This window comes from Streptomyces sp. SID5643 (assembly GCF_009872555.1).
Lineage (GTDB): Bacteria > Actinomycetota > Actinomycetes > Streptomycetales > Streptomycetaceae > Streptomyces > Streptomyces iakyrus.
Map to the genome: position 1 here is coordinate 1 of NZ_WWIC01000166.1, position 23,841 is coordinate 23,841.

Below are 23,841 nucleotides of genomic sequence, written 5' to 3' on the forward strand. Positions count from 1 at the left end.
GTGCGCGCCTCCGGGGCGGGGGCGGCCGGTGCGGTCGCGGCCGCGGGCAGCGGGCTGAAGTACTTGTGCGGGACCACGACCACCACGGAGGTTCCGAGCCACGGCGAGTCCGCGAAGGTGACGCGGATGCCGTAGCGGCGGGCGAGGGCACCGACGACACGCAGGCCGATGTTGGCGTCCTCGGTGATGCCGCCGAGGCCCGCGCCGGGTGCGGTGCCCGCGAGGGCGTGCTCGGCCTCGCGCTTCTTCTCCTCGCTCAGGCCCTTGCCGGAGTCCTGGATCTCGATGCCGACGCCGTTGGGGACCTCCTTGCCGGAGATGAGCACCGGCTCGGTGGGCGGCGAGTAGCGGGCCGCGTTGTCCAGGAGGTGGGCCAGGATCAGCGTGAGGTGGTCGACCAGGCCGCCGTCGACGCCCAGTTCGGGCAGGTGGCGCACCTGGATCCGGTGGAAGTCCTTGATCCGGCCGATGCCGCCGCGCACCACGCTCAGCAGCCGCTGCGGCTCCTGCCACTGCCGGCCGGGCCGGTCGGAACCGCCGAGCACACCGATGCTCGCGGCGAGCGAGTCGGCGGGGCCGAGCTCCTGGTCGAGCTCCATCAGGCCCCGGGCGACGGCCGGCAGCCGGCCGTGCTCGCCCTGCATCTCGTGCAGACGTCCGCGCAGTTTGCTGGTCAGGACGTGGATACGGTTGCCGATGCTGATCACGGCCTGTTCGGCGGAGGTGGAGCGGTCGAACTCCGCCTCCAGGCCGATCAGGGAGGTCCGCAACAGCTTGCGCAGTTCGGCCTGGAGTTCCGAACTGACCTTGGCGCACTGGTTGACGGTGGGCAGCAGGTCGTCGATGGCGTCGCCGGCGCGCAGCTTCTCCATCGCGTCGGGCAGTTGCTCGTCGGCGAGCCGGGCGACCGCGGCGAGCTGGTGGGTGAGCTGTTCCTGCCAGACCTCGGCCTGGTCGGCGAGCTGGGCCTCGTAGGAGGTGGCCTGCTCGGTCAGCCGTTCCTCATAGGCGCGGGACCGGTCGGCGAGCTGCGTCTCGTACGTGCTGCTCTGGTCGGCGAGCTGTTTCTCGTACGTCGCGCTCTGGTCGGCCAGGCGTCGCTCGTACGCCGCGTTCTGCTCGTTGAGCTGGGATTCCAGCGCGGCGCGTTCAGCGGTGAACTTGCGTTCCAGACCTGCTACATGCTGCTGCCACTGCTGGTTGTGCTCGGCCTGCGTGGTGCGGAAGGAGCCTTCCGCCCGGTGCAGTTGGGCCCGGGTGCGCAGCAGCAGCCGTACGCACACGGCACCGGCCGCCGTCGCCGCGATTCCGGCGACGGCCGCGGTTATTCGATCCGAGCTCATGAACGTGGCGGCAACGGTCCCGCCTCCCAAGCCCAGCGGCATCAACCACCAGCTGTACCAGGCGACAGGGGCCCGCGCCGCCGGTGGCGGAGTGGCGAGTTCCATCTGCATCCTTCGAAGCAACACGATCGAACGGGGGGGGTGTGTGGACCGCACTCATGAGTACGCACCGCGAGTCGACTGGACGCGATCGCGTCAACTCGCAGCGCCGATCGGAACCCTATCGGGTTTGGACCCGAAAGGATCAATCTCGACCCCCTGGGGACGTGAGGGTTCCGTCACGCTCCGAGAGAAGGCAACAGGTCGACAAATGGCTTTGCTGTCAGTGGAATTGGCGTCGCCTCAGGTGAAGCGGGCACCTGCCTCCCGCCGTCGGTGTCAGCGCGCGGTCTGGAAGGTGCGACGGTAGGCCTGCGGTGAGACACCGATCGCCGTGTTCAAGTGCTGGCGCAGGGAGGCACCGGTCGCGAAGCCGACCCGGCCGGCGATCTGGTCGACCGTCAGGTCGCTGGATTCCAGCAGATGCCGGGCCCGCGCCACGCGCTGCTGGATCAGCCAGCGCCCGGGGCTGAGACCCACCTCGTCGTGGAAGCGGCGGGCGAAGGTGCGCCGGCTCATCCGCGCGTGGGCGGAAAGGTCGGCCAGGGTGAGGGGTTCACCGAGGCGCTCCAGCGCCCAGGCGCGGGTGGCCGCCGTGCCGGCGGCGCCCTGCTCGGGGACGGGCTGCTCGATGTACTGGGCCTGGCCGCCGTCCCGGAAGGGCGGGACGACGCAGCGGCGGGCGACGCTGTTGGCGAGCTGGCTGCCGTGGTCCTTGCGGACGATGTGGAGGCACACGTCCACGCCGGAGGCAGCCCCGGCGGAGGTGAGGAACGGATGGTCGTCGACGAAGAGCACGTCCGGGTCGAGGTCGACCCGCGGGAACATGCGGCGGAAGTGGTCGGCGACCTGCCAGTGGGTCGTCGCCCGGCGCCCGTCGAGGAGGCCCGCGGCGGCGAGCACGAAGGCGCCGGTGCAGATGGAGACGATGCGGGTGCCGGGGCGGATGAGCGCGAGGGCGGCCAGGACGTCGCCGGGCACCTCGTCGGTGAGCCGGTCGGGCGCGACGGGCGCGATCACCACCGTGTCCGCCGTGGCCAGAGCCTCGGGGCCGTGCTCCACGGTGACGCCGAAGTCCGCGTTGGTGTGTACCGGACGGCCGTCGACCGAGCAGGTGAGGACCTCGTACCGGCCGTCGGCCGCGCCGAGGATCCGGCTGGGGATGCCCAGCTCGAAGGGGTACACCCCGTCCAGGGCCAAGACCACCACTCGTTCACGCCGCATGGCACGATCGTATCGAATGTTGGCAATCTTGCCATTGGCGCGGGGTCCGTCGCCCGGCACGCTGGTTGACCATGAGCACACAGAACACGATGCGAGCCATCAGCCAGAACGTCCTCGGCGGCCCCGAGGTCCTCAAGGAAGTGGAGATCGAGCGCCCGGTGCCGAAGCCGAACGAGGTGCTGGTCCGGGTGCGGGCCGCCGGGGTCAACCCGACCGACTGGAAGCACCGGGCGACCGGCGGGTTCCTGGGCGAGCCGCCCTTCGTCCTGGGCTGGGACGTCTCCGGGGTCGTGGAAGCGGTCGGCATCGGCGTGGTGGCCTTCGCGCCCGGCGACGAGGTCTTCGGCATGCTGCCGTACCCGTACGGGCACGGCTCGCACGCCGAGTACGTCATCGCCCCCGTCCGTGCCCTCGCCCGCAAGCCGGCCGGCGTCGACCACACCCAGGCGGGCGCGCTCCCGCTGGTGTCGCTCACCGCCTGGCAGGCACTCACCGAGCACGCGGACCTCCGGCCCGGGCAGCGGGTGCTGATCCACGCGGCGGCGGGCGGGGTCGGGCACGTGGCGGTGCAGATCGCCAAGGCGCGCGGTGCGTACGTGATCGGCACCGCGAGCGCGGGCAAGCACGAGTTCCTGCGCGGGATCGGTGTCGACGAGACGATCGACTACCGGGAGACGGACTTCACCGAGGCCGTGAAGGACGCCGACGTCGTCCTGGACACGATCGGCGGCGACAACGCCCTGCGTTCCCTGCGCGTGCTGCGCCCCGGCGGCGTCCTGGTGTCGATCCTCCCGGTCGGCTCGGACGACCTCTACGAGGAGGCCGAGCGGCTCGGTGTGCGGGCGCTGCGGATGCTGGTGGACGCCGACCGCACCGGCATGGAGGCGATCGCGGACCTGGTCGGGGCGGGGAAGCTGCGCGCCACGATCGCCGGCGCGTTCCCGCTGGCCGACGCCGCCGAGGCACACGCCCTCGGCGACACCGGCCGCACGACGGGGAAGCTGGTGCTGCTGAACGACTGAACACGCCGGCCCGGGCGGCGGGCCCGTCGCCTGTGCCGTGCCTCGTGAGGGCGTGCTTCTCGGAGACGACCTCGACATCGGGCTGTAGCCGCCTCGCCGGGAGACGCGGGCGCGAGGCGGGCCGCCGCCGGGAGCCCCGGCCCAGAGGAGGTGGAGGCCCCGGGGCCTCCACCTGCGGCCGGTCCGCAGCAGGGGCCACGGCCCAGCGCGGGTCCACCACAGCGGCGCACCACGACGCGCGCAACCGGCCACCGGCCGGGCTGCCCTCTGGCGCGAGGGGCCGCGACCGGCCGAACACGGCTCCGCCGCCGGGCGGGAGGCGACTCCGCGCACGACGAGGCCCGGACGGCTCCACCGGGTGACCGCGAACGCGTCGGGACGGACCGGGCCCGGCCGGGTCCGGTCCGTCGAGCGCGGAGCGGCATGCATTGGTACGCCCGGGCCGCTCCGGGAGCGAGGCCGCCGTCGGCGGGGGCTCACGCGCTCCTGCCTGCCCGATCCCCGAGCAGTCGACGCGCCGGCCTCGAAGCCGGGCACCGCCGAAGGCCGTCGGTCCGGTCTGCCTGTCGGCCCGGCCGGTCGTTCTCCAGGCGGCCGGCGGGTCCGGCCTTTCTGTGGGCGCGGGGAACTGCGCGCCGGCCACCGACGGCCCGCGCCCGCCCGCACACCAGAACCCCCGAGCTCCGAGACGCCCCACCCGAGCAGCGCAGCTGTGGTGCCGTGCCCCGGTCGGTCGGCCGGCCGCGTCAGAACGTCAGGACCGGCTTGATCGTCTTGCCCGACCTCATGTCCTGGACCGCCCGGTCGATGTCCCCGAAGGGATACGTGCTGATCAGGCGGTGCAGCGGGAGGCGTCCGTCCTTCACCAGGCGGACCAGGGCCGGGATCATGGTCTGGGTCTCGCTGTCGCCGAGGGTGAGACCGACGATCCGCTTGCCGCCGAGGAGGCCGTTGACGTCCAGGGCGACCTCGGTGCCGAAGGGCGGGGCGCCGACGACGACCAGGGTGCCGCGCGCGGCCAGCGCGTCGACGCCCTGCCGCAGGACGCCGACGTTGCCCGTGGTCTCGACGATCCCGTCCGCGCCCTGCCCGCCGGTGATCTCTGCGAGGGCCGGGGCGAGGTCCGTCCCGCTCGTGTCGACGGTGTGGGTGGCCCCCAGTTCCCCGGCCAGCGACAGGCGTTCGGCGACCCGGTCGACGGCGACGATCGTGGTGGCCGGGGTGATGGCGGCCGCCATCACGGCCGACAGGCCGACCGCTCCGGCGCCCAGGACGACGACCGTGCCGCCGGTCTCCGGCTTCAGGACGTTCCACACGGCGCCCACACCGGTCTGTACGCCGCAGCCCAGCGGGGCGATCGACGCGAGCGGCACGTCCGGGTCGACCTTCACGAGGCTGCGCTCGTCGGCCAGGGCCCGTTCGGCGAAGGAGGACTGGCCGAAGAAGTGGCCGCCCAGGGCCTCGCCGTCCCGGCTGATGGTGCTGGTGCCGTCGGCCCGGCCGCCGCCGATGAGGTTCAGCGGCAGCCAGGTCGCGCAGTACGCGGGGTGCCCGCCGCGGCAGTTGCGGCAGTCGCCGCAGGAGGTGAAGGAGAGCAGGACGTGGTCGCCCGGCGCGACGCCGGTGACGGCGGAGCCGACGGCCTCGACGACGCCGGCACCCTCGTGGCCCAGGACGCCGGGCAGCGGGAAGGGCAGTCCGCCGCTCGCCACGCCCAGGTCGGTGTGGCACAGTCCGGCGGCGGTCATGCGGACCAGTGCCTCGTGCGGGCCGGGTGCGTCGAGGACGACGTCGCAGAGGGTGAAGGGCGCGCCGCCGGACTCGACGACCGCGGCACGGGTGGTGGTGGGCATCGTGATGGCTCCTGGACGGTTCTCAGTCGAGCGAGACGACGACGGACTTGACCTTGGTGTAACCGGCGAGGGCCTCGGGCCCGTACTCGCGGCCGTAGCCGGAGTCCTTCACTCCGCCGAAGGGCACCGCCGGGTCGAGCATCGCCCAGTCGTTGACCCAGACGATGCCGGCCTGGAGCCGGCCGGCGACCCGGTGGGCGCGGGCGAGGTTGCTGGTCTGGACGCCGGAGGCCAGGCCGTAGGGCGTGGAGTTGGCGAGGGCGACGGCCTCGTCCTCGTCGTCGAAGGGCTGCACGGTGAGGACCGGGCCGAAGATCTCCTCCTGGACCACGCGGGAGTCGTTCGCCAGGTCGGCGATGACGGTGGGCTTGTAGTAGTAGCCGCCGTGGAGGTCGAGCCGTTCGCCGCCGCAGACGATGCGGGCGCCTTCCATGCGGGCCAGGGCGACGTACTCCTCGACCTTCTTCAGGTGCTTCTCCGCCGCCATCGGGCCGACGACGGTGGCCGGGTCGCGGGGATCGCCGACCGGCACGCCGGGCACGGCCTCGGCGAGAATGCCGAGCAGGGTCGGGTACACCGAGCGGGCCACCAGCAGGCGCGGGCCGCCCATGCAGAACTGGCCGGTGTTGAAGACGAAGCCCTTGATGACCGCCCCGACCGCCTTCTCCAGGTCGGCGTCCTCGAACACGATGTGGGCGGCGTTGCCGCCGAGCTCCATGGTGACGGGCTTGAGCGCCTCCCCCGCGACGCTCGCCACGTGCCGGCCGATCGCGGTGGAACCGGTGAAGGCGACCTTGTCGACGCCGCGGTGGCGCAGCAGCGCCTCGCCGGCCACCGGGCCGGTGCCGGTCACGACGTTCACCACGCCGTCGGGGACGCCCGCCTCCTGGAGCAGCCGGGCCATGTACAGGGCGCTGAGCGGCGTCTCGTCGGCGGGCTTGTGGACGACGGTGTTGCCGGCCGCGAGGGCGGGACCGAGCTTGGAGCCGGCGAGGATCAGCGGGAAGTTGAACGGGGTGATCGCGGCGACCACGCCGAGGGGCTCGCGCCGGGTGTAGGCGAGGGCGTTCATGGGGGTCTCGCGCAGGGCGCCGTCCTGGCTCTGGGCGAGGTTCGCGAAGTACTCGTAGTCGTTGGCCGCGTTCGTCACGTCGACCGCTCCGCACAGCGTGACCGGCTTGCCGACGTCGAGGCTCTCCAGTGCGGCGAGGTCGTCGGCGTTCTCCCTGATCAGTCCGGCGACGCGGTGCAGCACCCGGCCGCGTTCGCGGCCGCTCAGGCCGGACCAGGCACCGTCGTCGAAGGCCTCGCGGGCGGCGCGCACGGCGGCGTCGACGTCGGCGGGGCCCGCCTCGGCGACGGTGGTGACGGCCGTGCCCCGGGACGGGTCGACCACCTCGGTGCGCGCTCCGTCGGCGGCTTCGCGCCATCGGCCCCCGATGAACAGCTGCCCGGGTGTGCTCTCGAAGGTGGTCATCGCCACTCCTCAGCGTCGTCGCTAAGTTTTCAACAAACAGGATTCCTGTCTGTGTGCAGTCTGTTTACGGACAGGTTTCCTGTCAATGGTCTAGCCTGCTCCCATGCTCGACACACAGGTGACCAAGGCGCCCCCTTCCCTGCTCTACATGGTCAAGCAGGTGGAGCTCGTCGTGCGCTCCCACCTGGACGAGCTGGTCAGACCTTCCGGGATCACCGCTTTGCAGTACACGGCGCTGACCGTGCTGGAGCGGCACGACGGGCTGTCCGCGGCCCAGCTGGCACGCGACTCCTTCGTCACCGCCCAGTCCATCGCGGACCTGGTCCGCTCCCTGGAGGGGCGCGGGCTGGTGCGCCGCGAGCGCAATCCCCGCAACCGCCGGGAGCTGCTGATCCTGCTCACCGACTCCGGCCGCGAGCTGCTCGCCCGGCACGCCGGACCCGTCCGGCAACTGGAGGAGCGGATGGTGCGCGACCTCACGGCGCACCAGACGGAACAGTTCCGCCAGGCACTCATCAGGGCCTGGCACGCCCTGTCGTAGCCCGGAGCGCGCCCCTGCGGCGCCCCCGCGCACGCCCCGGCGTGAACCCCGGCCAACTCGGCCGGAATTCAAAGACATATGTCAATCGAACATGCTCAAATTCACCCGTTGGAGGGTAACTTGCAGGGCGGGGAGCGGTGTTGAGCCGTGGCCCCTCCCACGCACGGAGCAGGCTGGAGGCGATCTCGTCGTGCGGCAGGAACCTGCACCGCTCACCCGGCATCTGCGCGTCCGCCAGGAACGTGGGCACACGGTGCTGGAGTTCCGCGGTGAGATCGACCTCGTCGCGGCCACGGAGATCGCACCGCACCTGGACCGGGAGACGGACCGCCCCGCCGCCCGCGTCGTGATCGACCTCAGTGGGATCGACTTCTTCGACTGCTCCGGACTGCGGCTGCTGTACCGGGCCCGCAGCCGGGTGCTGGACCGGCGGGGGCAGGTGCTGCTCGTCTGCGCGCATCCGCTCACGCTGCGCGTCCTGCGGATCACCGGCCTGTCCAGGATCCTGCCGCCGCAGCCCACGCTGGACGCCGCGCTGGAGCAGCCGGAGGCGACCTCCCGACCGTGACGGGTGTGCGCCCTGTGCGCTTCCGCCGGAGCCGTTGTCTCTTCAACTCGGCGGTCTGGCCCGGGTCGTGGCGGGCATCCGGACAGTAGGAAGGAGGGCCGTCGCATGACGACTCCCGTCAAGCGCCTCCCCAGGCGCATGCCCGGCTGGGCGAAGGTGGTGGCCGCGCTCGTGCTGGTGCTCGTGGTGTTCTTCGCCGGGCTCCGGCTGAGCGTGATCCCGGGCCTGAAGGACCTGTTCGGCACCGAGACGCACGACCGGTCCGGTCCCGCGCTGCTGAAGTCCATCCAGGACATCAGCCGTTACGACGCCGCCTCCGGCAACTTCCAGGTCGTCGTCGACCTGGAGAAGGACGCCAAACTGCTGCCCGACGCCATCCGCGGCACCCGCACCCTGTACGTCGGCGCGGGCACCGTCGACGCCTATGTCGACCTGGGCAAGATCGGCGAGAACGACGTGAAGGTCAACGGCGACCGCACGTCCGCCACGCTCCGGCTGCCTCACGCCGAGCTGGGCAAGCCCGCCCTCGACCCCGACCGCTCCTACGCGGTCTCCAAGCAGCGCGGTCTCTTCGACCGCCTCGGCGACCTCTTCTCGGACAACCCCAACGGCGAACAGGCCGTGCAGAAGCTCGCGGTGCGGCACATCGGCGACGCGGCGAAGGAGAGCGAGCTGACCGCACGCGCCGAGTCCAACACCACCGGCATGCTCGAAGGGCTGCTGCGCTCCCTGGGCTTCAAGGAGGTGCACGTCTCCTACGGGAGCTGACCCGCTTCCGTACACGGCGGAACCCGGGCAGGTGTGCTCCGGTCGAACGTGGGAAACGGAGGGTGGGAGCGATCCCCGGCCACGGTCCCCGGCGAAACCGCCGGGGACCGTGGCCGGGAACGGACCCCCACGGCATCGTCGGCCCGACCGGGGGTAACCGCCGTGTCACGCAGGGAAGTTCAAGATTGGAGGACCGAATGGCCAGTGCAGCCTCACGTCCCCGGGCCGCCGGGTCCGGGAGCGAGCGACGCCCGCTCCCGCTGCCCCTGCGGCTGCTGGCGATGCTGTGCGCGTTCACGTTCATGGTCGCCTTCGCGGTGGTGCTGGCCCGGCTGACCCTCCAGCCCTCGCCCGCCTCGGAGGCGCTGACCCACAGCAACCTGACGCCGGGCAGCTCCCTGAAGGCCTATCTCGACCAGCCCGAACTGCGCGACGCGGTCAAGCAGATCGGCGGCAACATCCTGCTGGGCGTTCCCTTCGGCGTCCTCGTGCCGGTGGTCGCCCCGCGCACCCGGGGCATCCTGCGTGTGCTGCTCCTGACCGCGATCGTGATGCTCCTGGTGGAGTTCGCGCAGGGCGCGCTGGTCACCGGCCGCGCCTTCGACATCGACGACGTGATCCTCAACACGACGGGCGCGCTCATCGGTTACCTGCTCCTGGGCCGCCGTCTCAGCAGGGCCGTCCATGCGCGCAGGCCCCGCCGGGGCCGGGCGGGAGAGGAGGCTCCGGCCGGCAAGGCGTAGGACGCGTCACGCCGCACCGCCTAGTGCACTGTCCAGGTGAACTTGTCTCCCCCCACCCACCGGACCACGTCCGGGTCGTCCATGTCGTGCACGGTGATGCCGAACGCGGCCGCGGCCGCCAGCACGTCGGTGACGGCCCGGGCCTCCCCGACCACCTGGCCGTCGATCTGCACGATCCGGAAGGGCGGTGTACCGGGTTGCACCCCGAGCACCAGGATCCGCGGGTGGGACATGTACGGGCTCGCGCTTTCGGTCATGCATCGAGCGTAGAACGCAACCGGCGGCGGCGCGGGTTCAGGGACGGCGCCAGTCGTCACCGGTGAGGTGCGAACCGGCCTGCGGACCCATCCGGAGCATGCCGCCGTCGACGCTCCAGGACGCGCCGGTGACGTACGAGGCGTCCGGACCGGCGAGGAAGGCGACGACCGCGGCGACCTCCCGGGCGTCCCCGGGCCGGCCGAGCGGAATGCCCGGGCGGCTCTCGGTGTGCGGGTCGGTGTCCTCCTGCCCGGTCATGGGCGTGGCGATCTCGCCCGGGGCGACGGCGTTGACGGTGATGTGGTGCTCGGCCAGTTCGAGCGCCATGACCTGGGTGAGCAGCCCGAGCCCCCCTTTTGCGGCGCAGTAGGGGGCGGCGCCCACCCGCGGCTGGTGCTCGTGCACGGACGTGACGTTGATGATCCGGCCGCCCTCCCCGTGGTCGATCATGTGCCGGGCCGCCTTCTGCCCGCACAGGAACGGCCCGACGAGATCGACGTCCAGGACCTCGCGCACGTCGGACAGCTCCAGGTCCAGGTAGGGCGTCATGGTGCCGGTCCCGGCGTTGTTGACCAGCACGTCGATGCGGCCGAGCCGCTCGCACAGGTGGTCGACGGTGTCGGCGGCGTCGGGCAGCCGGGTGAGGTCCATGCGGGCGACCTCGGCCCGCTGCCCGTGCGCACGCACCTCGTCGGCCGTCTCCTCGGCGCCTTTGCGGTCGCTGTGATAGGTGATGCCGACGTCCATTCCCGCCCGGGCCAGGTGGACGGCGGTGGCGCGGCCGATGCCGGAGTCGGCGCCGGTGATCACGGCGACCTTGCTGGGGGACGCGCTGGGGGCGGACATGACGAGCCTCCTCGTCGGCGGGGCAGGGCGAGGCATCGCAGTACCCGGGGGGACACCGGGCAAACCGTCCGCCCGTCGTGCGGCCCGCGGGGCACTGGGGAACCCTTGAGGTGGAGGTGGCGATGGACCCCGTCGAGGCACTGGACCGGATCGCCTTCCTGCTGGAGCGGTCCCTGGCACCGACCTACCGCGTGCGCGCCTTCCGCACGGCGGCCCGGGTGCTGAAGGACCTGGGCGGGGACGAGGTGCGCCGGCGGGCGGCGGACGGCTCCCTGGAGAAGCTCAAGGGCGTCGGCCCGAAGACCGCACAGGTGGTGCGGGAGGCCCTGGCCGACCAGGTGCCCGGCTATCTGGCGAAGCTGGAGGGCGAGGCACACGAGCAGCCGGCCGTCCGGGGCGGGGAGAAGCTGCGGGCGCTGCTGCGCGGTGACTGTCATCTGCACTCCGACTGGTCGGACGGCGGCAGCCCGATCGAGGAGATGGGCCGGGCCGCCGCGGACCTGGGCCACGAGTGGGCGGCGCTGACCGACCACTCGCCGCGGCTGACCGTCGCCCGGGGGCTGTCGCCCGAGCGGCTGCGGGAGCAGCTGGACGTGGTGGCGGAGCTGAACAAGACATGGGCGCCGTTCCGGCTGCTGACCGGCATCGAGTGCGACATCCACGAGGACGGCACGCTCGACCAGGAGCCGGAGCTGCTGGACCGGCTCGACGTGGTGGTGGTGTCCGTGCACTCCAAGCTGCGCATGGACGCCCGGTCGATGACCCGGCGGATGGTGGCCGCCGTACGCGATCCGCACGCGGACGTGCTCGGGCACTGCACGGGACGGCTGGTGACCGGGCGCGGGCGGCCGGAGTCGGAGTTCGACGCGGACGACGTGTTCGCGGCGCTCGCCGAGACGGGCACGGCCCTGGAGATCAACAGCAGGCCGGAACGGCTGGACCCGCCCCGGCGGCTGCTGCGCCGCGCCGTGGACGCGGGGGTGCTGTTCTCCGTCGACACCGACGCGCACGCGCCCGGGCAGCTGGACTGGCAGATCAACGGGTGCGCGCGGGCCGAGGAGTGCGGGGTGCCACCAGAGCGGGTGGTGACCACGTGGTCCCTCGACGAGCTGCTGGCCTGGACCCGTGAGCGACGGCTGCCGTCCGGCGTGGCGGGCGGCTGACGTGGTACCCGCGCGTCCTCCGAGGAAGGGACTGCACTGATGGGAAGCTCGGGACGGGCGGCCGTGTTCGACGTCGACGGCACGCTGGTCGACACCAACCATCTGCACGTCGTGGCCTGGTGGGAGGCGTTCCGGCAGGCGGGCCACGAGGTACCGATGCACGCCGTCCACCGGGCCGTGGGCCTGCCGTCGACCGATCTGGTCGCCCACCTGCTGGGCGACGACCGGGACGAGGACCAGGACGCCGACATCAGCGCGGGGCACAAGGCGCTGTACGGGCAGTACTTCGACCGGCTGCCCGCGCTGCCCGAGGCCGGGGCGCTGCTGCGGCGACTGCACCGGGACGGCTGGACGGTGGTGCTGGCCACCTCGGCGGGCGGCGCCGAGCTGAGCGCGTTGCGGCGGGCCATCGACGCGGACGAGGCCATCGCCGCCACGGCCAGTGCCGACGACGTCGACGAGGGCAAGCCCGCCCCCGAGCCGGTGGAGCACGCCCTGGAGCTGGCGGGGGTGCCGGCGGAGCGGGCGGTGTTCGTCGGCGACACCGTGTGGGACATGCGGGCGGGCAGCCGGGCCGGGGTGCGCTGCGTGGGCGTCCTGTGCGGCGGCATCCCGCGCGCCGACCTGGAGGAGTCCGGAGCGGACGCGGTCTACGCGGATCCCGCACACCTGCTGTCCGCCCTCGACGACGGGGCGCTTGCATGAAGCGGCGTGAAACCGCCGGTCGAGCGGATACCCACAGCGCATGACGCGTGTGATGAATGCGGTACGGCGGGCGGCGGGAGCCCTCCGCGGGCGGAAGGACGAGGACAGAAGCACGGGGGCGGGCACGGATGGCCGGCCCCACGGAGCACCGACGGCTCAGGGGCGGATGCGCACCTTTGAGCAGGGAGCGCGCACCGTACGGCCGGTGGAGGCCGTGCGGCGCGACACGCGGGGCGCCTGGAACGCCGTGCGAGCGGCGTGGCGGGGGCCCGGGCGGGAGCGGGATCTGGTCGTCCAGTCGCTGAAGGCGGCCGGGGCGGCGGTGCTGGCGTGGTTGGTGGGCGGCGTCTGGATGGGCGACCCGCTGGCCCTGATGGCGCCCTGGGTGGCGCTGGTGCTGGTGCAGGCCACCGTGTTCAGCTCTCTGGTGCAGGGCGCGCGGCAGTTCGGGGCGATCTGCGTCGGCACCCTGCTCGCCTCGGCGGCGCAGGCCATCACCGACGACACGACCGGCGCGCTCGCCCTGTCGGTACCGGTGCTGATGCTGCTGGCGAACTGGCCCCGCTTCGGCGACCAGGGCATCTACGCGGCGACCACGGCCCTGTTCACCATCTCCTCGGGCATGGTGAGCCTGTCCGCCGTCGGCCACCGGGTGGGGCAGGCCGCGATCGGCGCGGTCATCGGCGTCGCCGTCAACGCGCTCGTCCTGCCGCCGATCCACCTGCGCGACGTACGCGCGAACCTGGCGGCGCTCGCCCGGGAGACGGGGGACGTGCTGCACACCGTCGCCGGTGACCTGCGCGAGGGCGAGTGGGACGGGCAGACCGCCGCCGGCTGGGTCAGTGCCTCGGTCCGGCTGGACCACCGTTTGCAGGCGCTGCGCTCGGCACGCCGCTGGAGCCAGGAGAGCCTGCGCCTGACCTACGCCCCGCTGCGCGCCCTGCACCGCGTCCCGCACGAGGGCGCCCTGCCCGCGGTGGACGAGGACGAGCGGCTCGGCCGGGTCACCGGGCACGTCGCCACGCTCACCCGGGCCCTGGCGGTGTCGGTGGACGACAAGCGGTCGCCCGCCCCGCCCGAGGGCCCGGCCCTGCGCGCCTACGCCCGTCTGCTGGAGCTGATCGGGGACGCCCTGTGCGCCGAGGCCGACAATCTGCTCGACGGCAGCGTGACCGCCCGGCCGGACGACGAAACCGAGAAGGCGATGCGAGAGCTGCACGAGGAGTTGCAGGAGAACCTGCGCCGGCACGCCGGGGAGGGGGCCGCCCACACGGCCGTCCTGGGCACGCTGCTGCTCCAGGCGGAGAACCTCTGGTCGGAAACCGTCCCCCGCGACCAGGACGAGTGACGCGGCTTCCGACCGTCGTAGTGCTTTCCGCGGCCCTCGGGTACTCGGCACCGACCGGGGGGCCGCGGCCGAGAGGAGCACGAGGTGAGCAGCGCAACGGGCATGAGGATCGTGGTCACGGGTGCCACCGGCAACGTGGGCACCAGTGTGGTGCGGCTGCTGTCGGAGGACCCGGAGGTCGCCTCCGTGCTGGGCCTGGCCCGGCGGATCCCCGACTGGTCGCCGCCGAAGACGGACTGGGCCGCCGTCGATCTGGCGGCCGAGCGGGCCGATCTGGTGGAGCGGTTCACGGACGCGGACGCGGTCGTCCATCTGGCGTGGGCCTTCCAGCCGACGCACGACCCGGCCGCGACCTGGCGCACCAATGTGCTCGGCAGCATGCGGGTCTTCGAGGCGGTGGCCGGGGCGGGCGTGCCGACCCTGGTGCACGCCTCGTCGGTCGGCGCGTACTCCCCCGGCCCGAAGGACGAGGCGGTGGACGAGTCGTGGCCGACGCACGGCTGGCCGGACGCCGCGTACTGCCGGGAGAAGGCTTACCTGGAACGGGCGCTGGACACGTTCGAGCGCGACCACCCCGGGACGCGGGTGGTGCGGATGCGGCCCGCCTTCCTGTTCCAGCGGGAATCGGCGAGCGAGCAGCGCCGCATCTTCGGCGGCCGCTTCCTGCCCGGCCCGCTGGCCCGCCCGGAGCTGCTGCCCTTCCTGCCGGACATCCCCGGGCTGCGGATGCAGGCGCTGCACACGGACGACGCGGCGAACGCGTACCGGCTGGCGCTGCGCTCGGATGTCCGGGGCGCGTTCAACCTGGCGGCCGACCCTCCGGTCGACGCGCGGCTGCTGGGCGAGATGTTCGACGCGCGTCCGGTGCGGCTGCCGCGCGGCGCCGCCCGGTCGGCGATCGCCGCCGCCTGGGGCCTGCACCTGCTGCCCGCCTCCCCGCACCTGTTCGACGCGGTGCTGCGACTGCCGCTGATGGACTGCACGCGGGCGCGAGCGGAGCTCGGCTGGCGGCCGGAGCATACGGCGCCCGAGGTGCTGGAGGAGTTCCTGCTGGGCCTCCAGCAGGGCGCGGGGGCGCCGACGGAGCCGCTGCGGGGGCGCAAGGTCGGCTGATCCGGACGAGCCGCGCGAGCGGGCCCTCGGGCATGCCCGAGGGCCGCAGCCGACCCCCACAGCCGGCTGCGGCCCTCGGTGGGATGCCCTCCTCAGGCGGAGGGCTCGTCCGGTACCGGGTGCTCGGGGTGAACCGTTCCCGAGTGCGGTGCTCCCTGCCGGCCCGTCCCCGCTTCGTCCGTGTCGGGGACGTCACCGGCGGGCTCGTCGGTCTCGTCGTCGTTCTGCTGCTTGTCGTCCTTGCCGGTGCCCGTGAAGCGCGGGGCGACCTCCCACGGGTCCTCGCCGTCGTCGGCCTGCTGGTCCGGCATGTCCCGCGGGATGGGGTCACCGTTCTCGCCGGGTCCTTCGAGGCGGTGGTCGGTCACGGCGTGCTCCCTTCTGTGGTCCGGGCGCCACGCGAGTACCTCCGCGGTGATCGGCGAAACCTCAGCGCGGGGTCCGCTCCTGAAGGGCCGTGCGCCAGGCCGGGAGCGGGTACTGCGGCGCCGGGTCGGGGCGCCGCCCGCCGCGGGCGAAGAAGTCGGCGAGCGGCAGGATCGCGGCACCGACCGTGACCGCGTCGGGTCCGAGCCGCCCCAGGTCGACGGTCACCTTCCCGGCCGGGTGGCGCAGCGCGTACGACATGGCGTGGCGGCGTACGGCGGGCAGGAAGCGCGCGCCGAGCGCCAGGCCGGCCCAGCCGCCGATGAGGATGCGCTCGGGCTGGAAGAGGTTGATCAGGTCGGACAGGCCGGCGCCCAGGTACTCGGCGGTCTCCTCCAGGACGGCCAGCGCGACGGGGTCCGCCGCGACGCCCTCGGGTGGATGGGCCGCGGCGAGCATCGTGGTGAGGGCGGTCTCCTCGTCGGTGCCGTCAGGGGCCCGGCCGCCCTCCTCCCGCCAGCGGGCGAGCAGCGACTCGGCGCCCGCGTAGGCCTCCAGACAGCCGAGCGCCCCGCAGCGGCAGCGGCGGCCCCGCACCCGTACGGTCAGGTGCCCCCACTCGACCGCGCGGCCCTGCTCCACGTCCGGGGTGACGAGGCTCGCACCCACGCCGGAGCCGAACAGGACGACGACGGCGTTGCGGGCCCCGCGCCCGGCGCCGAACCACATCTCGGCCTGGCCCAGCGTCTTGGCGCCGTTGTCGATGAAGTACGGGACGGTCTCCGGCAGCGGGTAACCGGAGCGGAGCAGGGCCTCCAGCGGGACGGCGTCCCAGCCGATGGTCTGCCCATGCACGAGTGCCCCGCGGTCAGGGGTGCGCTCGACGATGCCGGGTACGCCGATGCCGACGCCGAGGAGCCGCTCGGGGGCGAGACCCGCGGAGTCCAGCACCTCGGCGATGCCCTGGCGGATGTGGTCGACGATGACCTCGACCTCGTACCGCTGCGGGGTGAGCGGGTGCTCCGCCCGGGCGAGTTCGGTGAGGGTGAGGTCGAACAGCTCGACGCGGACCCGGGTCTCGCCGACGTCGACACCGATCATGTGGCCGCTGCCGGGTGCGACCCGCAGCAGGGTGCGGGGACGGCCGCCGTCGGAGTCGACGCTTCCGGCCTCTTCGACCAGTCCGTCGGCGACCAGGTCGGCGACGACGTTGCTGACGGAGCCGGAGCTCAGACCGGTCGCCGGGCCGAGTTCGAAGCGGCTGAGCGGTCCGTCGAAGTAGAGCCGTTGCAGCACGGCCGTGCGGTTGGCCCGCCTGAGATCGCGTACCGTGCGCCCGTTCCCCGCCGCCATGAGGTTTCCTCCGCATCCCCTGTCCGACCTGCAACATACCGTCGGAGCCAGGTGCGGCGCGACCTTCCCCCACCCCTTATTTCATGATGTGAGCTAACGGTGGGTCCCGGTGGCCCCGGCGATCTCGTCCAGGGCCGCGAGGAGTTCCGGGGCGACCCCCTCCCACACCCGGCGCTCCTGCTCCGCGCCGACGCGGCGGGGAATCGTCTCGGTCAGCATGATCAGGTACAGGTAGGCGCGGTACAGGGCGAGACGCAGACGGGCCGGGGTGTCGAAGTCCGCCCGGCCGCCGGCCTCCCGGTAGCCGGCCAGGAAATCCTCGTCCTTCCTGATGTCACCCAGCAGCGCCAGGGAGACGAAGTCGGCCAGGGGGTCGCCCCAGAACATGCGCTCCCCGTCGATGAGGCCCCCGATGCGGGCCGCTCCGTCCGCACGGTCGACGAGGATGTTGCCCCGCCACAGGTCGAAGTGGACCAGGCACGGGACGGTGACCTCGTCGAGGGCGCCGTACGCGGACGCGGCGGTCCCGGCCACCTCGTCGACGGGCCGGGGCAGCCGGGCGCCGTAGCGCCGGGCGTCGTCGAGGACGGCGTCGAGCATTCCCGTGAACGCCGTCCGCCAGTCGGGGGCGAGCGGCCCGAGGGCGCCCGACGGGTAGCCGAAGCCGGGGCCCGTCACACGGTGCAGCCGGGCCGCCTGGCGGCCGAGTTCCGTGCGCAGAAACGCGTGTTCCGCATCGGTGAGGGTGCCGTCCCACGGGACGCCCGGGCAGGCGGTCATCAGCAGGAAGCCGTCGCTCATGGACACCAGCCGGGGTGCCGTGACCTCGACGCGGGCGGCCGAGCGGTAGAACTCGGCCTCCGAGACCAGCAGCTCGCGCTCGTGCCGCAGACCGGGGACGACCGCGGGGGGCGGGATCTTCAGCACGTACCGGCTGCCGTCGGTGAGGCGCAGTTCCTCGACGGCGTTGTACGTGCCGCCGGTCATCGGGGCGAGGTGGGCGAGGCGGCCGGGGTCCAGACCCGCCTCCCGAAGGACGTGCCGGGCCCGCTCCCAGGAGTCCACCACCGTGTGCCCACCCCTCCCCTGTGTCCGCGGTCAGCCGGCGGCGTACACGTCCTCGGTGTAACGCCCGCCCGCGATCAGCCCGTCGAGCCACTGCTCGGCGGCCCCCTCGTCGGCTCCCGGTGTGTGCTTGCGGAACAGCGTACGGAATGCCTCCCGCACCCCGGGCGCCATTTTCGAACCGTCTCCGCAGACGTACACCCGCGCCCCGGCGTCCAGCAGGGCCCAGACCTCCTCGGCCTCGGCGGCGATCCGGTGCTGCACGAACCGCACCTCGCCCTCGGGGGCCTCGCTGAAGGCGGGGCGCAAGCAGACTGCTCCGGCGGTTTCGGCGGCGCGCAGTTCCGCGGCGTGCAGGAAGTCCGCGTCGGGGGCGTCGCAGCCGAAGTAGCACAGGGCCGGGGCGAGTTCGGCGCCCGCCGCGACGGCCGCCGCACGGTCGGCGATGACGCCGCGGAAGGGGGCGAGGCCGGTGCCCGCCGCGACCATGACGACCGGTGCCGCATCGCCGGTGACGTCGATGCGGAAGGCCTCCCGGCAGGGCTGTACGCGCGCGTACAGCGTGTCGCCGGGTCGCACGGAGGCCAGGTGGCCGGAGCCGGTGCCACGGTAGAGGCCCTTGCCGGAGCGGGCGGGTGCCTCCAGCAGCGAGACCATCAGGTCCACGTGGCCGGGGTCGACGGCCGGCGAGGAGGAGATGGAGTAGTGGCGCGGGCGCAGCGGGGTGAGGAGGTCGAGGAGCTGCGGCCAGTCCAGGGCGCCGCGCAGCGCCGGGTGGTCTTCCAGGATCTCCACGAGGGTGCGCGGGTCGTCGGTGAGGGCGGCCAGGGCCGTGCGCTCCGGCGGGCACGGGTTGGCGGCGGCGAGCGCGGCCAGTTGCCCGGCGCCGGGGCGCTCCTGAAGCTCCACGTGGTGGGTGAGGAGCTGCCGTACCGTCACGGGCCGGTCCACGGCGATGCCGTCGCGGCGCGGGCGGGTGGCGCGGATGTCCAGGACGGTGTCGAGGTCGGCGCCGAGCGCGGCGGCGGCGCGGGTGACGAGGTCCGCGGCGTTGGCGGGCAGCACGGTGAGGTGGTCGGCCGTGCGGTAGGTGACGCCGTCGGGCAGCGCGACCCGGACGAACCGCTTGCGGCGCGGGTGGCCGGGCGCGGTGAGGTCGCGTACCTCGGTGACGCGCATGGGGACGAGTTCGTGCCGTTCGGCGAGGGCGTCCAGCGGGCCGCCGGTCAGGGTCCGGACCTCGTAGGCGGTCGTGGGCCCGGGGTCCGGCGTGGTGGCGTCCGGGTCGCCGTAGCGTTCCAGCAGGGCGGTGCGCAGGGCGGCCGTGAAGGTGCGGACGGTGCCGGTGAGGTCGCCGGAGGCGTCGGCGGCGGCGCGTTCCAGCAGCCGGCCGGCGCCGGATGCGGCGAGCCGCTCGTCGATGCGGGTGGGGACGTGCTGGTAGGTGGCGGCCCAGTTGCGGTCGCCGACGCCGAGGACGGCGTACGTCACGCCGGACAGGTCGTGGTGCTCCTCCAGCCGGGCGGCGAAGGCGGTGGCGTCGTCGGTGGGGCGGCCGTTGTAGGAGGCGGCGGTGATGACGACGGGCCGGTCGGTGGGCAGGCCGCCCGCGTAGGCGTCCAGCGGTGCCACCTCGGTGGCGCAGCCGACGGCGGCGGCCTCGTCGGCGAGCTGTGCGGCGAAGTCGCGGCAGGTGCCGTAGTTGCTGCCGTGCAGGAAGAGGGCGGCGGTGCCGGGGCGGACACGGGCGGGCAGGCCCCGCGGTGCGGGCGCCTCGGCGTCCTTGGCGGGGGCCGCTCCGGGCAGCGGCGGGTGGACGCGGTCGGCGGCGGTGCGCGGCGCGAGCGCGAGGGTGAAGCCATCGGGCTTGAGGGTGAGGGTCTCCTTGACCGTGAGCCGGTAGCCGGCGTGGTCGCGCAGCCGGTAGCGGTGGACGAGCATGGCCAGCAGCATGGTCGCCTCGTGCAGCGCGAACTGCCGTCCGAGGCAGGCGCGTTCACCGGTGCCGAACGGCTTGAAGGCGTGCACCGGCCGCCCGGCCTCCGCCTCGGGCGTGAAGCGGGAGGGGTCGAACAGCTCCGGGTTGTCGCCCCACACGGGCTGCCGGTGCAGCATCGGCGTGAGGACCAGGGCGGACTGTCCGGCGCGCAGCGGGATGCGCCCGCCGAGCAGGGTGTCCTCGCGGGCCTGCCGGGAGAAGACGGCGGCCGTGGGCCAGAGCCGCAGGGCCTCGTTGAGCACCTGGCGGGTGTAGGTGAGCCTGCCGACCTCCTCGTACGTGGGCTCGGGGTCGGTCTGGTCGCCCCACAGTTCGTCGGCCTCGCGCTGCACCAGCCGGAGGGCGGTGGGGTGCTTGGCGAGGTAGTACAGCGCGAAGGACATGGCGCCGGAGGTGGTCTCGTGGCCCGCGATCAGGAAGGTGATGACCTGGTTGCGGATGTTGGCGGTGTCGAGTGTGGTGCCGTCGGCCGGGTGCTCGGCCGTGAGCATCAGGCCGAGGAGGTCGTCGGCGTCGCTCTGGTCGGTGCCGGTGCGGGCGGCGATGACGTCGTCGACGACCCGGGCGAGGTGGGCGGAGTCGTCGCGGAAGGCCGCGTCCTGCGCCGAGTAGTCCTGGCCCGGGACGCGTGCCAGGCGGGTCATGCTCCACTCCAGGCAGCGGACCATCGACGCGACGAAGGGGTGCGGCTCGGCCCGTTCGAAGGAGCCGAAGTCGTAGCCGAACCCGGCGAGTCCGATGGTGTCGAGCGTCATGCGGGTCATGTCGTCGGGAACGTTCACCGGCTGCCCGGCGCGGGCGTCGCGGTCCCAGGACGCGATGAGCCGGCGGGCCACCTTCAGCATCACGGGGTGGTAGGTGCGCATCGAGCCCAGCGCGAAGGCGGGCATCAGGATGTCGTGCGCCTTGGCCCAGTTGGGCTCGTCGTTGTACGCCGTGAACAGGCCGTCGGCGGCGAACTCGCGGACGTTCTCCAGCCCCGGCCCGATGTGCTTGGCGAACCGCTGCTCGTCCGCGAGGTCGGCAACGAGGTCCGGGTCGCCCACGAACAGGGTGTCCCGCCCGTACAGCCGCCGCACGAACACGGGGCCGTGCTCGCGCATCAGGTCCATGGCCTGCTGGACGGGCGCACCGCCGGGTCCGGTGGCGGAGATGTCGGCGACGGGGACGCCGGGGAGGGTGTCGGCGGCCGGGGGGTTCTGTCCGGTGGGGGGCATGACGCGGCAACTGCCTTTCGCGGTACGGAAGTACTGCGCTCCAGCCTGATCCACCGCGCCCGGGAGGCGGCGCCGCGGCACTGCATGATTGTGTAGGGGGAGCACACGTGCCGCTCTTGCGCGGGGGCGGCCCGGCATGGCAGGAGAGGCTCGTGGACCTGGCCCGGCAGGAGGCCGTGACGTGGCGCAACCGCGCCCTGCTGCTGTTCGACCGGGTCGCGATGCCGGTCGCGGTGTGCGACGTGTACGGGGCGGTGCTGCTGGCCAATCCGGCCATGGCAGCGGAGTGCGGTACGACGCCGGGGCGGCTGCGCGGCCGTGACGTGCTGGAGCTGTTCAGCCCGCGCGAGGCCACGCAGGTGGAGCGCATCGCGCAGGCGCTGCGCCTGCGCCACCGCTCGCGCTATCAGGTGTCGGTGCGCTGGCGGGCCCCGGGCGGCGTGGAGCGCTGCGGCGAACTGACGGCGGATCCGGTCAGCGACACGGTCGAGGACACCCCCGCGCTGCTGGTGATGCTCCGGGTGGACGCCGAACGCGCCCCCTCCCCCGCCGGGCCCGGGCCGGGGGCCCCGGTCACCCCGATGGAGGCCCGCATCCTGGCGCTTCTGGCCGCCGGCGCCACCACGGCCCGGGCGGCCCGGGAGACGGCCCTCACCACGGACGGGGTGACCTACCACCTGCGCCGCCTGTCGTCCCGCTGGGGCGCCTCCAACCGCACGGAACTGGTGGCCCGGGCGTACGCCCTGGGGGTGCTGACCCCGGGGGTGTGGCCGCCGGGTGTCCCGGACGACGAGGCCTGACGGAAATCCGGTCGCCCTGGGTGCCGACGCTGTCTAACCTGACCTGGCCCACACAACCTAGGACCCCTAGGTTTCGCGACGACCACTCCCCAGGAGCCTCCCGTGCAGCCGCTCACCGAGCAGGACATCCGCGCCTCCTTCATCAACTGCTCGAAGGGCGAGGCCAAGCGCCTGGCCGTGCCCCGGGACCTCGGCACACGGCCCTGGGACGATCTCGACTTCCTCGGGTGGCGTGATCCGGGGGCGCCCGACCGGAGCTATCTGGTGACCGAGCGGGCGGGACGGCTCGTCGGCGTGTCGATGCGCTTCCAGGCCGCGCAGCGCGGGTTCCTGCACCGCAGCATGTGTTCGCTCTGCCTGACGACCCACCCACGGGGCGGGGTCTCGCTGATGACCGCCCGCAAGGCGGGGGCGGCCGGGCGTGAGGGCAACTCCGTCGGGGCGTACATGTGCACCGACCTCGCCTGCTCCCTGTACGTACGCGGGAAGAAGGCGCTGGAGACCGGTTCCCGGTTCGAGGAGAGCCTCACCGTGGAGGAGCAGATCGAGCGGACCACGGGCCATCTGGCCGCCTTCCTCGACAAGGTGTCCGCCTGACCCCCTCGGTCGCCCGTGGTCCGGCCCGGCACTAACGTCCTTCGTGAGCGTCCTGCACGGACGTGGTCGACGGATGCGTTCGAGGCGCCGGGGAAGGGGAACAGCCCGAGGATGCGAGAGGTACGTGAGTGGACGACGCAGGCCGGGCGGATCGTCAGGAAGCGTCGTGATCCCGTGGTCGTCCAGACGCTGCGGTCGGCGACCGCTGCGACGATCGCCTACGTCATCGCGCTGCGCCTGAGCCCCGAGGCGGCGCCCCTCACCGCTCCCCTGACGGCCCTTCTGGTCGTACAGGTGACGCTGTACGCCACGCTCACCAATGGTTTCCGGCGGGTGAACGCCGTGGTGACCGGCGTGCTCCTCGCCATCGCGTTCAGCCTGCTGGTGGGCCTGACCTGGTGGAGCCTTGCGCTGCTCCTGGTGGCCTCGCTGGCCGTGGGGCGGCTGGTCCGCGTCGAGGAGTACGTACCCGAGGTCGCGATCAGCGCGATGCTCGTCCTCGGCGTCACCACCGTGGGGGACACCGCCTGGGCCCGGGTGGTGGAGACGCTGATCGGGGCGGTCGTCGGTCTCGCCTGCAACCTGCTGCTGGCTCCGCCGGTGTGGGTGGAGGAGGCGGGCGAGTCGATCGGCGACCTGGCCCGGCGGCTGCGGCAGCTCATGCTGCGCATGGGTGAGGAGGCCGCGGGCGGCACGCCCGTGGACCGCGCCGAGAAGCAGCTGCACGAGGCACGCCGCCTGGACCACGACATCGTCGAGGTGGACGCGGCCCTCCGGCAGGCCGAGGACAGTCTGCGGCTCAACCCGCGCGTGCAGGACAGCGTGCTGCACCGGGTCGTACTGCGCACCGGCCTGGACACGCTGGAGATCTGCACGGTCGTCCTGCGGGTCCTGGCGCGTTCCCTCACCGACCTCGCCAAGGAGCGCGAACCCGAGCCGCTGTTCGAGGCCGAGACGGGCGCCGCCCTGGAGCAGCTGCTGTCCGAGATCGCCGACGCCGTGGTGAGTTTCGCGGTGCTGGTGACCACGCACCTCAGCACGAGCGCCGAGTCGGCGGAGGAGCGTCTCGCCGCGGAACTGCGCACGGCGGCGGGCACCCGCGACAAGCTGGCCCTGCTGCTGCGCGAGGAGGCGGAGCGGGCGCCCGGGCACTGGCAGCTTCCCGGAGCCGTCCTGGCCGAGGTCAACCGCATCCTCGACGAGCTCGACACCGAGCACCGCACCCGGCGCCTGTTCGAGGAACTGGACCGTGTGTCGCGCGAGCAGCGCGCCCGGATGCCCCGTCTGACCAGGCTGCGGGAGCGGCTCGGCGTCACGGAACAGATGTGGCGGAACCGCGCGGGGTTCGGCGGGCGTTCTCGCTGAGGGGAACG

The 23,841-nt window shown here is 73.2% G+C and carries 22 protein-coding genes; 12 read left to right on the plus strand and 10 right to left on the minus strand.

Annotated elements, in window-relative coordinates; genetic code table 11:
• Together GTY56_RS19855 and GTY56_RS19860 are read right to left on the minus strand one after the other, a co-directional pair.
• Positions 1-1,448 (minus strand): ATP-binding protein (locus GTY56_RS19855; protein ID WP_161366698.1); only part of this gene is annotated, 1,448 nt, incomplete at its 3' end.
• Positions 1,449-1,721: 273 nt separating this feature from the next.
• Positions 1,722-2,666: a GlxA family transcriptional regulator gene (locus tag GTY56_RS19860; RefSeq protein ID WP_161366699.1), complete on the minus strand. Its 945-nt coding sequence runs from the start codon at positions 2,664-2,666 to the stop codon at positions 1,722-1,724.
• Between the two features lie 71 nt (positions 2,667-2,737).
• On the opposite strand from GTY56_RS19860, the gene GTY56_RS19865 reads away from it, so the two are divergent.
• Positions 2,738-3,688 (plus strand): NADP-dependent oxidoreductase, encoded by a 951-nt coding sequence (locus GTY56_RS19865; RefSeq protein ID WP_161366700.1) that lies wholly within the window; start codon positions 2,738-2,740, stop codon positions 3,686-3,688.
• A gap of 746 nt (positions 3,689-4,434) precedes the next feature.
• Here the strand turns inward: GTY56_RS19865 and GTY56_RS19870 are convergent.
• Positions 4,435-5,541: an NAD(P)-dependent alcohol dehydrogenase gene (locus tag GTY56_RS19870; protein ID WP_161366701.1), complete on the minus strand. Its 1,107-nt coding sequence runs from the start codon at positions 5,539-5,541 to the stop codon at positions 4,435-4,437.
• 22 nt (positions 5,542-5,563) lie between these two features.
• Complete coding sequence (locus GTY56_RS19875; protein ID WP_161366702.1) at positions 5,564-7,018, minus strand: aldehyde dehydrogenase family protein; 1,455 nt, start codon at positions 7,016-7,018, stop codon at positions 5,564-5,566.
• A gap of 103 nt (positions 7,019-7,121) precedes the next feature.
• Between GTY56_RS19875 and GTY56_RS19880 the strand changes: the two genes are divergently transcribed.
• From GTY56_RS19880 to GTY56_RS19895, 4 genes are all read left to right on the plus strand, one after another.
• Positions 7,122-7,559, plus strand: coding sequence for a MarR family winged helix-turn-helix transcriptional regulator (locus GTY56_RS19880; RefSeq protein ID WP_161366703.1), 438 nt, complete (start codon positions 7,122-7,124; stop codon positions 7,557-7,559).
• 190 nt (positions 7,560-7,749) lie between these two features.
• Positions 7,750-8,127 (plus strand): anti-sigma factor antagonist, encoded by a 378-nt coding sequence (locus GTY56_RS19885; protein WP_346345522.1) that lies wholly within the window; start codon positions 7,750-7,752, stop codon positions 8,125-8,127.
• A gap of 105 nt (positions 8,128-8,232) precedes the next feature.
• A complete protein-coding gene (locus GTY56_RS19890) occupies positions 8,233-8,895 on the plus strand; it encodes a DUF4230 domain-containing protein (protein ID WP_161366705.1) in 663 nt (220 codons plus the stop codon).
• A 197-nt stretch (positions 8,896-9,092) separates the two neighbouring features.
• Complete coding sequence (locus tag GTY56_RS19895; protein ID WP_161366706.1) at positions 9,093-9,638, plus strand: VanZ family protein; 546 nt, start codon at positions 9,093-9,095, stop codon at positions 9,636-9,638.
• 20 nt (positions 9,639-9,658) lie between these two features.
• Here the strand turns inward: GTY56_RS19895 and GTY56_RS19900 are convergent, their stop codons facing one another.
• Positions 9,659-9,895: a hypothetical protein gene (locus GTY56_RS19900; protein WP_161366707.1), complete on the minus strand. Its 237-nt coding sequence runs from the start codon at positions 9,893-9,895 to the stop codon at positions 9,659-9,661.
• A 37-nt stretch (positions 9,896-9,932) separates the two neighbouring features.
• Positions 9,933-10,742, minus strand: coding sequence for an SDR family oxidoreductase (locus GTY56_RS19905; protein WP_161366708.1), 810 nt, complete (start codon positions 10,740-10,742; stop codon positions 9,933-9,935).
• 122 nt (positions 10,743-10,864) lie between these two features.
• On the opposite strand from GTY56_RS19905, the gene GTY56_RS19910 reads away from it, so the two are divergent.
• The 4 genes from GTY56_RS19910 to GTY56_RS19925 all read left to right on the plus strand — a co-directional run bounded on the left by GTY56_RS19910 (position 10,865) and on the right by GTY56_RS19925 (position 15,071).
• A complete protein-coding gene (locus GTY56_RS19910) occupies positions 10,865-11,905 on the plus strand; it encodes a PHP domain-containing protein (RefSeq protein ID WP_161366709.1) in 1,041 nt (346 codons plus the stop codon).
• Between the two features lie 39 nt (positions 11,906-11,944).
• Positions 11,945-12,610 (plus strand): HAD family hydrolase, encoded by a 666-nt coding sequence (locus GTY56_RS19915; RefSeq protein ID WP_161366710.1) that lies wholly within the window; start codon positions 11,945-11,947, stop codon positions 12,608-12,610.
• A gap of 166 nt (positions 12,611-12,776) precedes the next feature.
• The gene (locus tag GTY56_RS19920; RefSeq protein WP_237524937.1) at positions 12,777-13,958 is read left to right on the plus strand and encodes an FUSC family protein; all 1,182 of its coding nucleotides are present in this window, start codon (positions 12,777-12,779) and stop codon (positions 13,956-13,958) included.
• Positions 13,959-14,042: 84 nt separating this feature from the next.
• Positions 14,043-15,071, plus strand: a complete 1,029-nt coding sequence (locus GTY56_RS19925) for an NAD-dependent epimerase/dehydratase family protein (protein ID WP_161366711.1) — start codon at positions 14,043-14,045, stop codon at positions 15,069-15,071.
• Between the two features lie 92 nt (positions 15,072-15,163).
• On the opposite strand, the gene GTY56_RS19930 is transcribed toward GTY56_RS19925, so the two are convergent.
• From GTY56_RS19930 to GTY56_RS19945, 4 genes are all read right to left on the minus strand, one after another.
• Positions 15,164-15,439 (minus strand): hypothetical protein, encoded by a 276-nt coding sequence (locus GTY56_RS19930; protein WP_161366712.1) that lies wholly within the window; start codon positions 15,437-15,439, stop codon positions 15,164-15,166.
• A 61-nt stretch (positions 15,440-15,500) separates the two neighbouring features.
• The gene (locus GTY56_RS19935; protein WP_161366713.1) at positions 15,501-16,790 is read right to left on the minus strand and encodes an ROK family transcriptional regulator; all 1,290 of its coding nucleotides are present in this window, start codon (positions 16,788-16,790) and stop codon (positions 15,501-15,503) included.
• A 93-nt stretch (positions 16,791-16,883) separates the two neighbouring features.
• The gene (locus GTY56_RS19940; RefSeq protein ID WP_161366714.1) at positions 16,884-17,858 is read right to left on the minus strand and encodes a phosphotransferase; all 975 of its coding nucleotides are present in this window, start codon (positions 17,856-17,858) and stop codon (positions 16,884-16,886) included.
• A 30-nt stretch (positions 17,859-17,888) separates the two neighbouring features.
• Positions 17,889-21,071 carry a cytochrome P450 gene (locus GTY56_RS19945; RefSeq protein WP_161366715.1) on the minus strand — a complete coding sequence of 1,061 codons (3,183 nt, stop codon included), beginning with the start codon at positions 21,069-21,071 and terminating at the stop codon, positions 17,889-17,891.
• A 221-nt stretch (positions 21,072-21,292) separates the two neighbouring features.
• Here GTY56_RS19945 and GTY56_RS19950 point away from each other — a divergent pair, with 221 nt between their 5' ends.
• The 3 genes from GTY56_RS19950 to GTY56_RS19960 all read left to right on the plus strand — a co-directional run bounded on the left by GTY56_RS19950 (position 21,293) and on the right by GTY56_RS19960 (position 23,833).
• Positions 21,293-21,871: a PAS domain S-box protein gene (locus tag GTY56_RS19950; protein WP_237524938.1), complete on the plus strand. Its 579-nt coding sequence runs from the start codon at positions 21,293-21,295 to the stop codon at positions 21,869-21,871.
• A 102-nt stretch (positions 21,872-21,973) separates the two neighbouring features.
• Positions 21,974-22,468: an FBP domain-containing protein gene (locus GTY56_RS19955; protein WP_161366716.1), complete on the plus strand. Its 495-nt coding sequence runs from the start codon at positions 21,974-21,976 to the stop codon at positions 22,466-22,468.
• Positions 22,469-22,579: 111 nt separating this feature from the next.
• Positions 22,580-23,833: an FUSC family protein gene (locus tag GTY56_RS19960; protein WP_161366717.1), complete on the plus strand. Its 1,254-nt coding sequence runs from the start codon at positions 22,580-22,582 to the stop codon at positions 23,831-23,833.
• Positions 23,834-23,841: the final 8 nt, after the last annotated feature.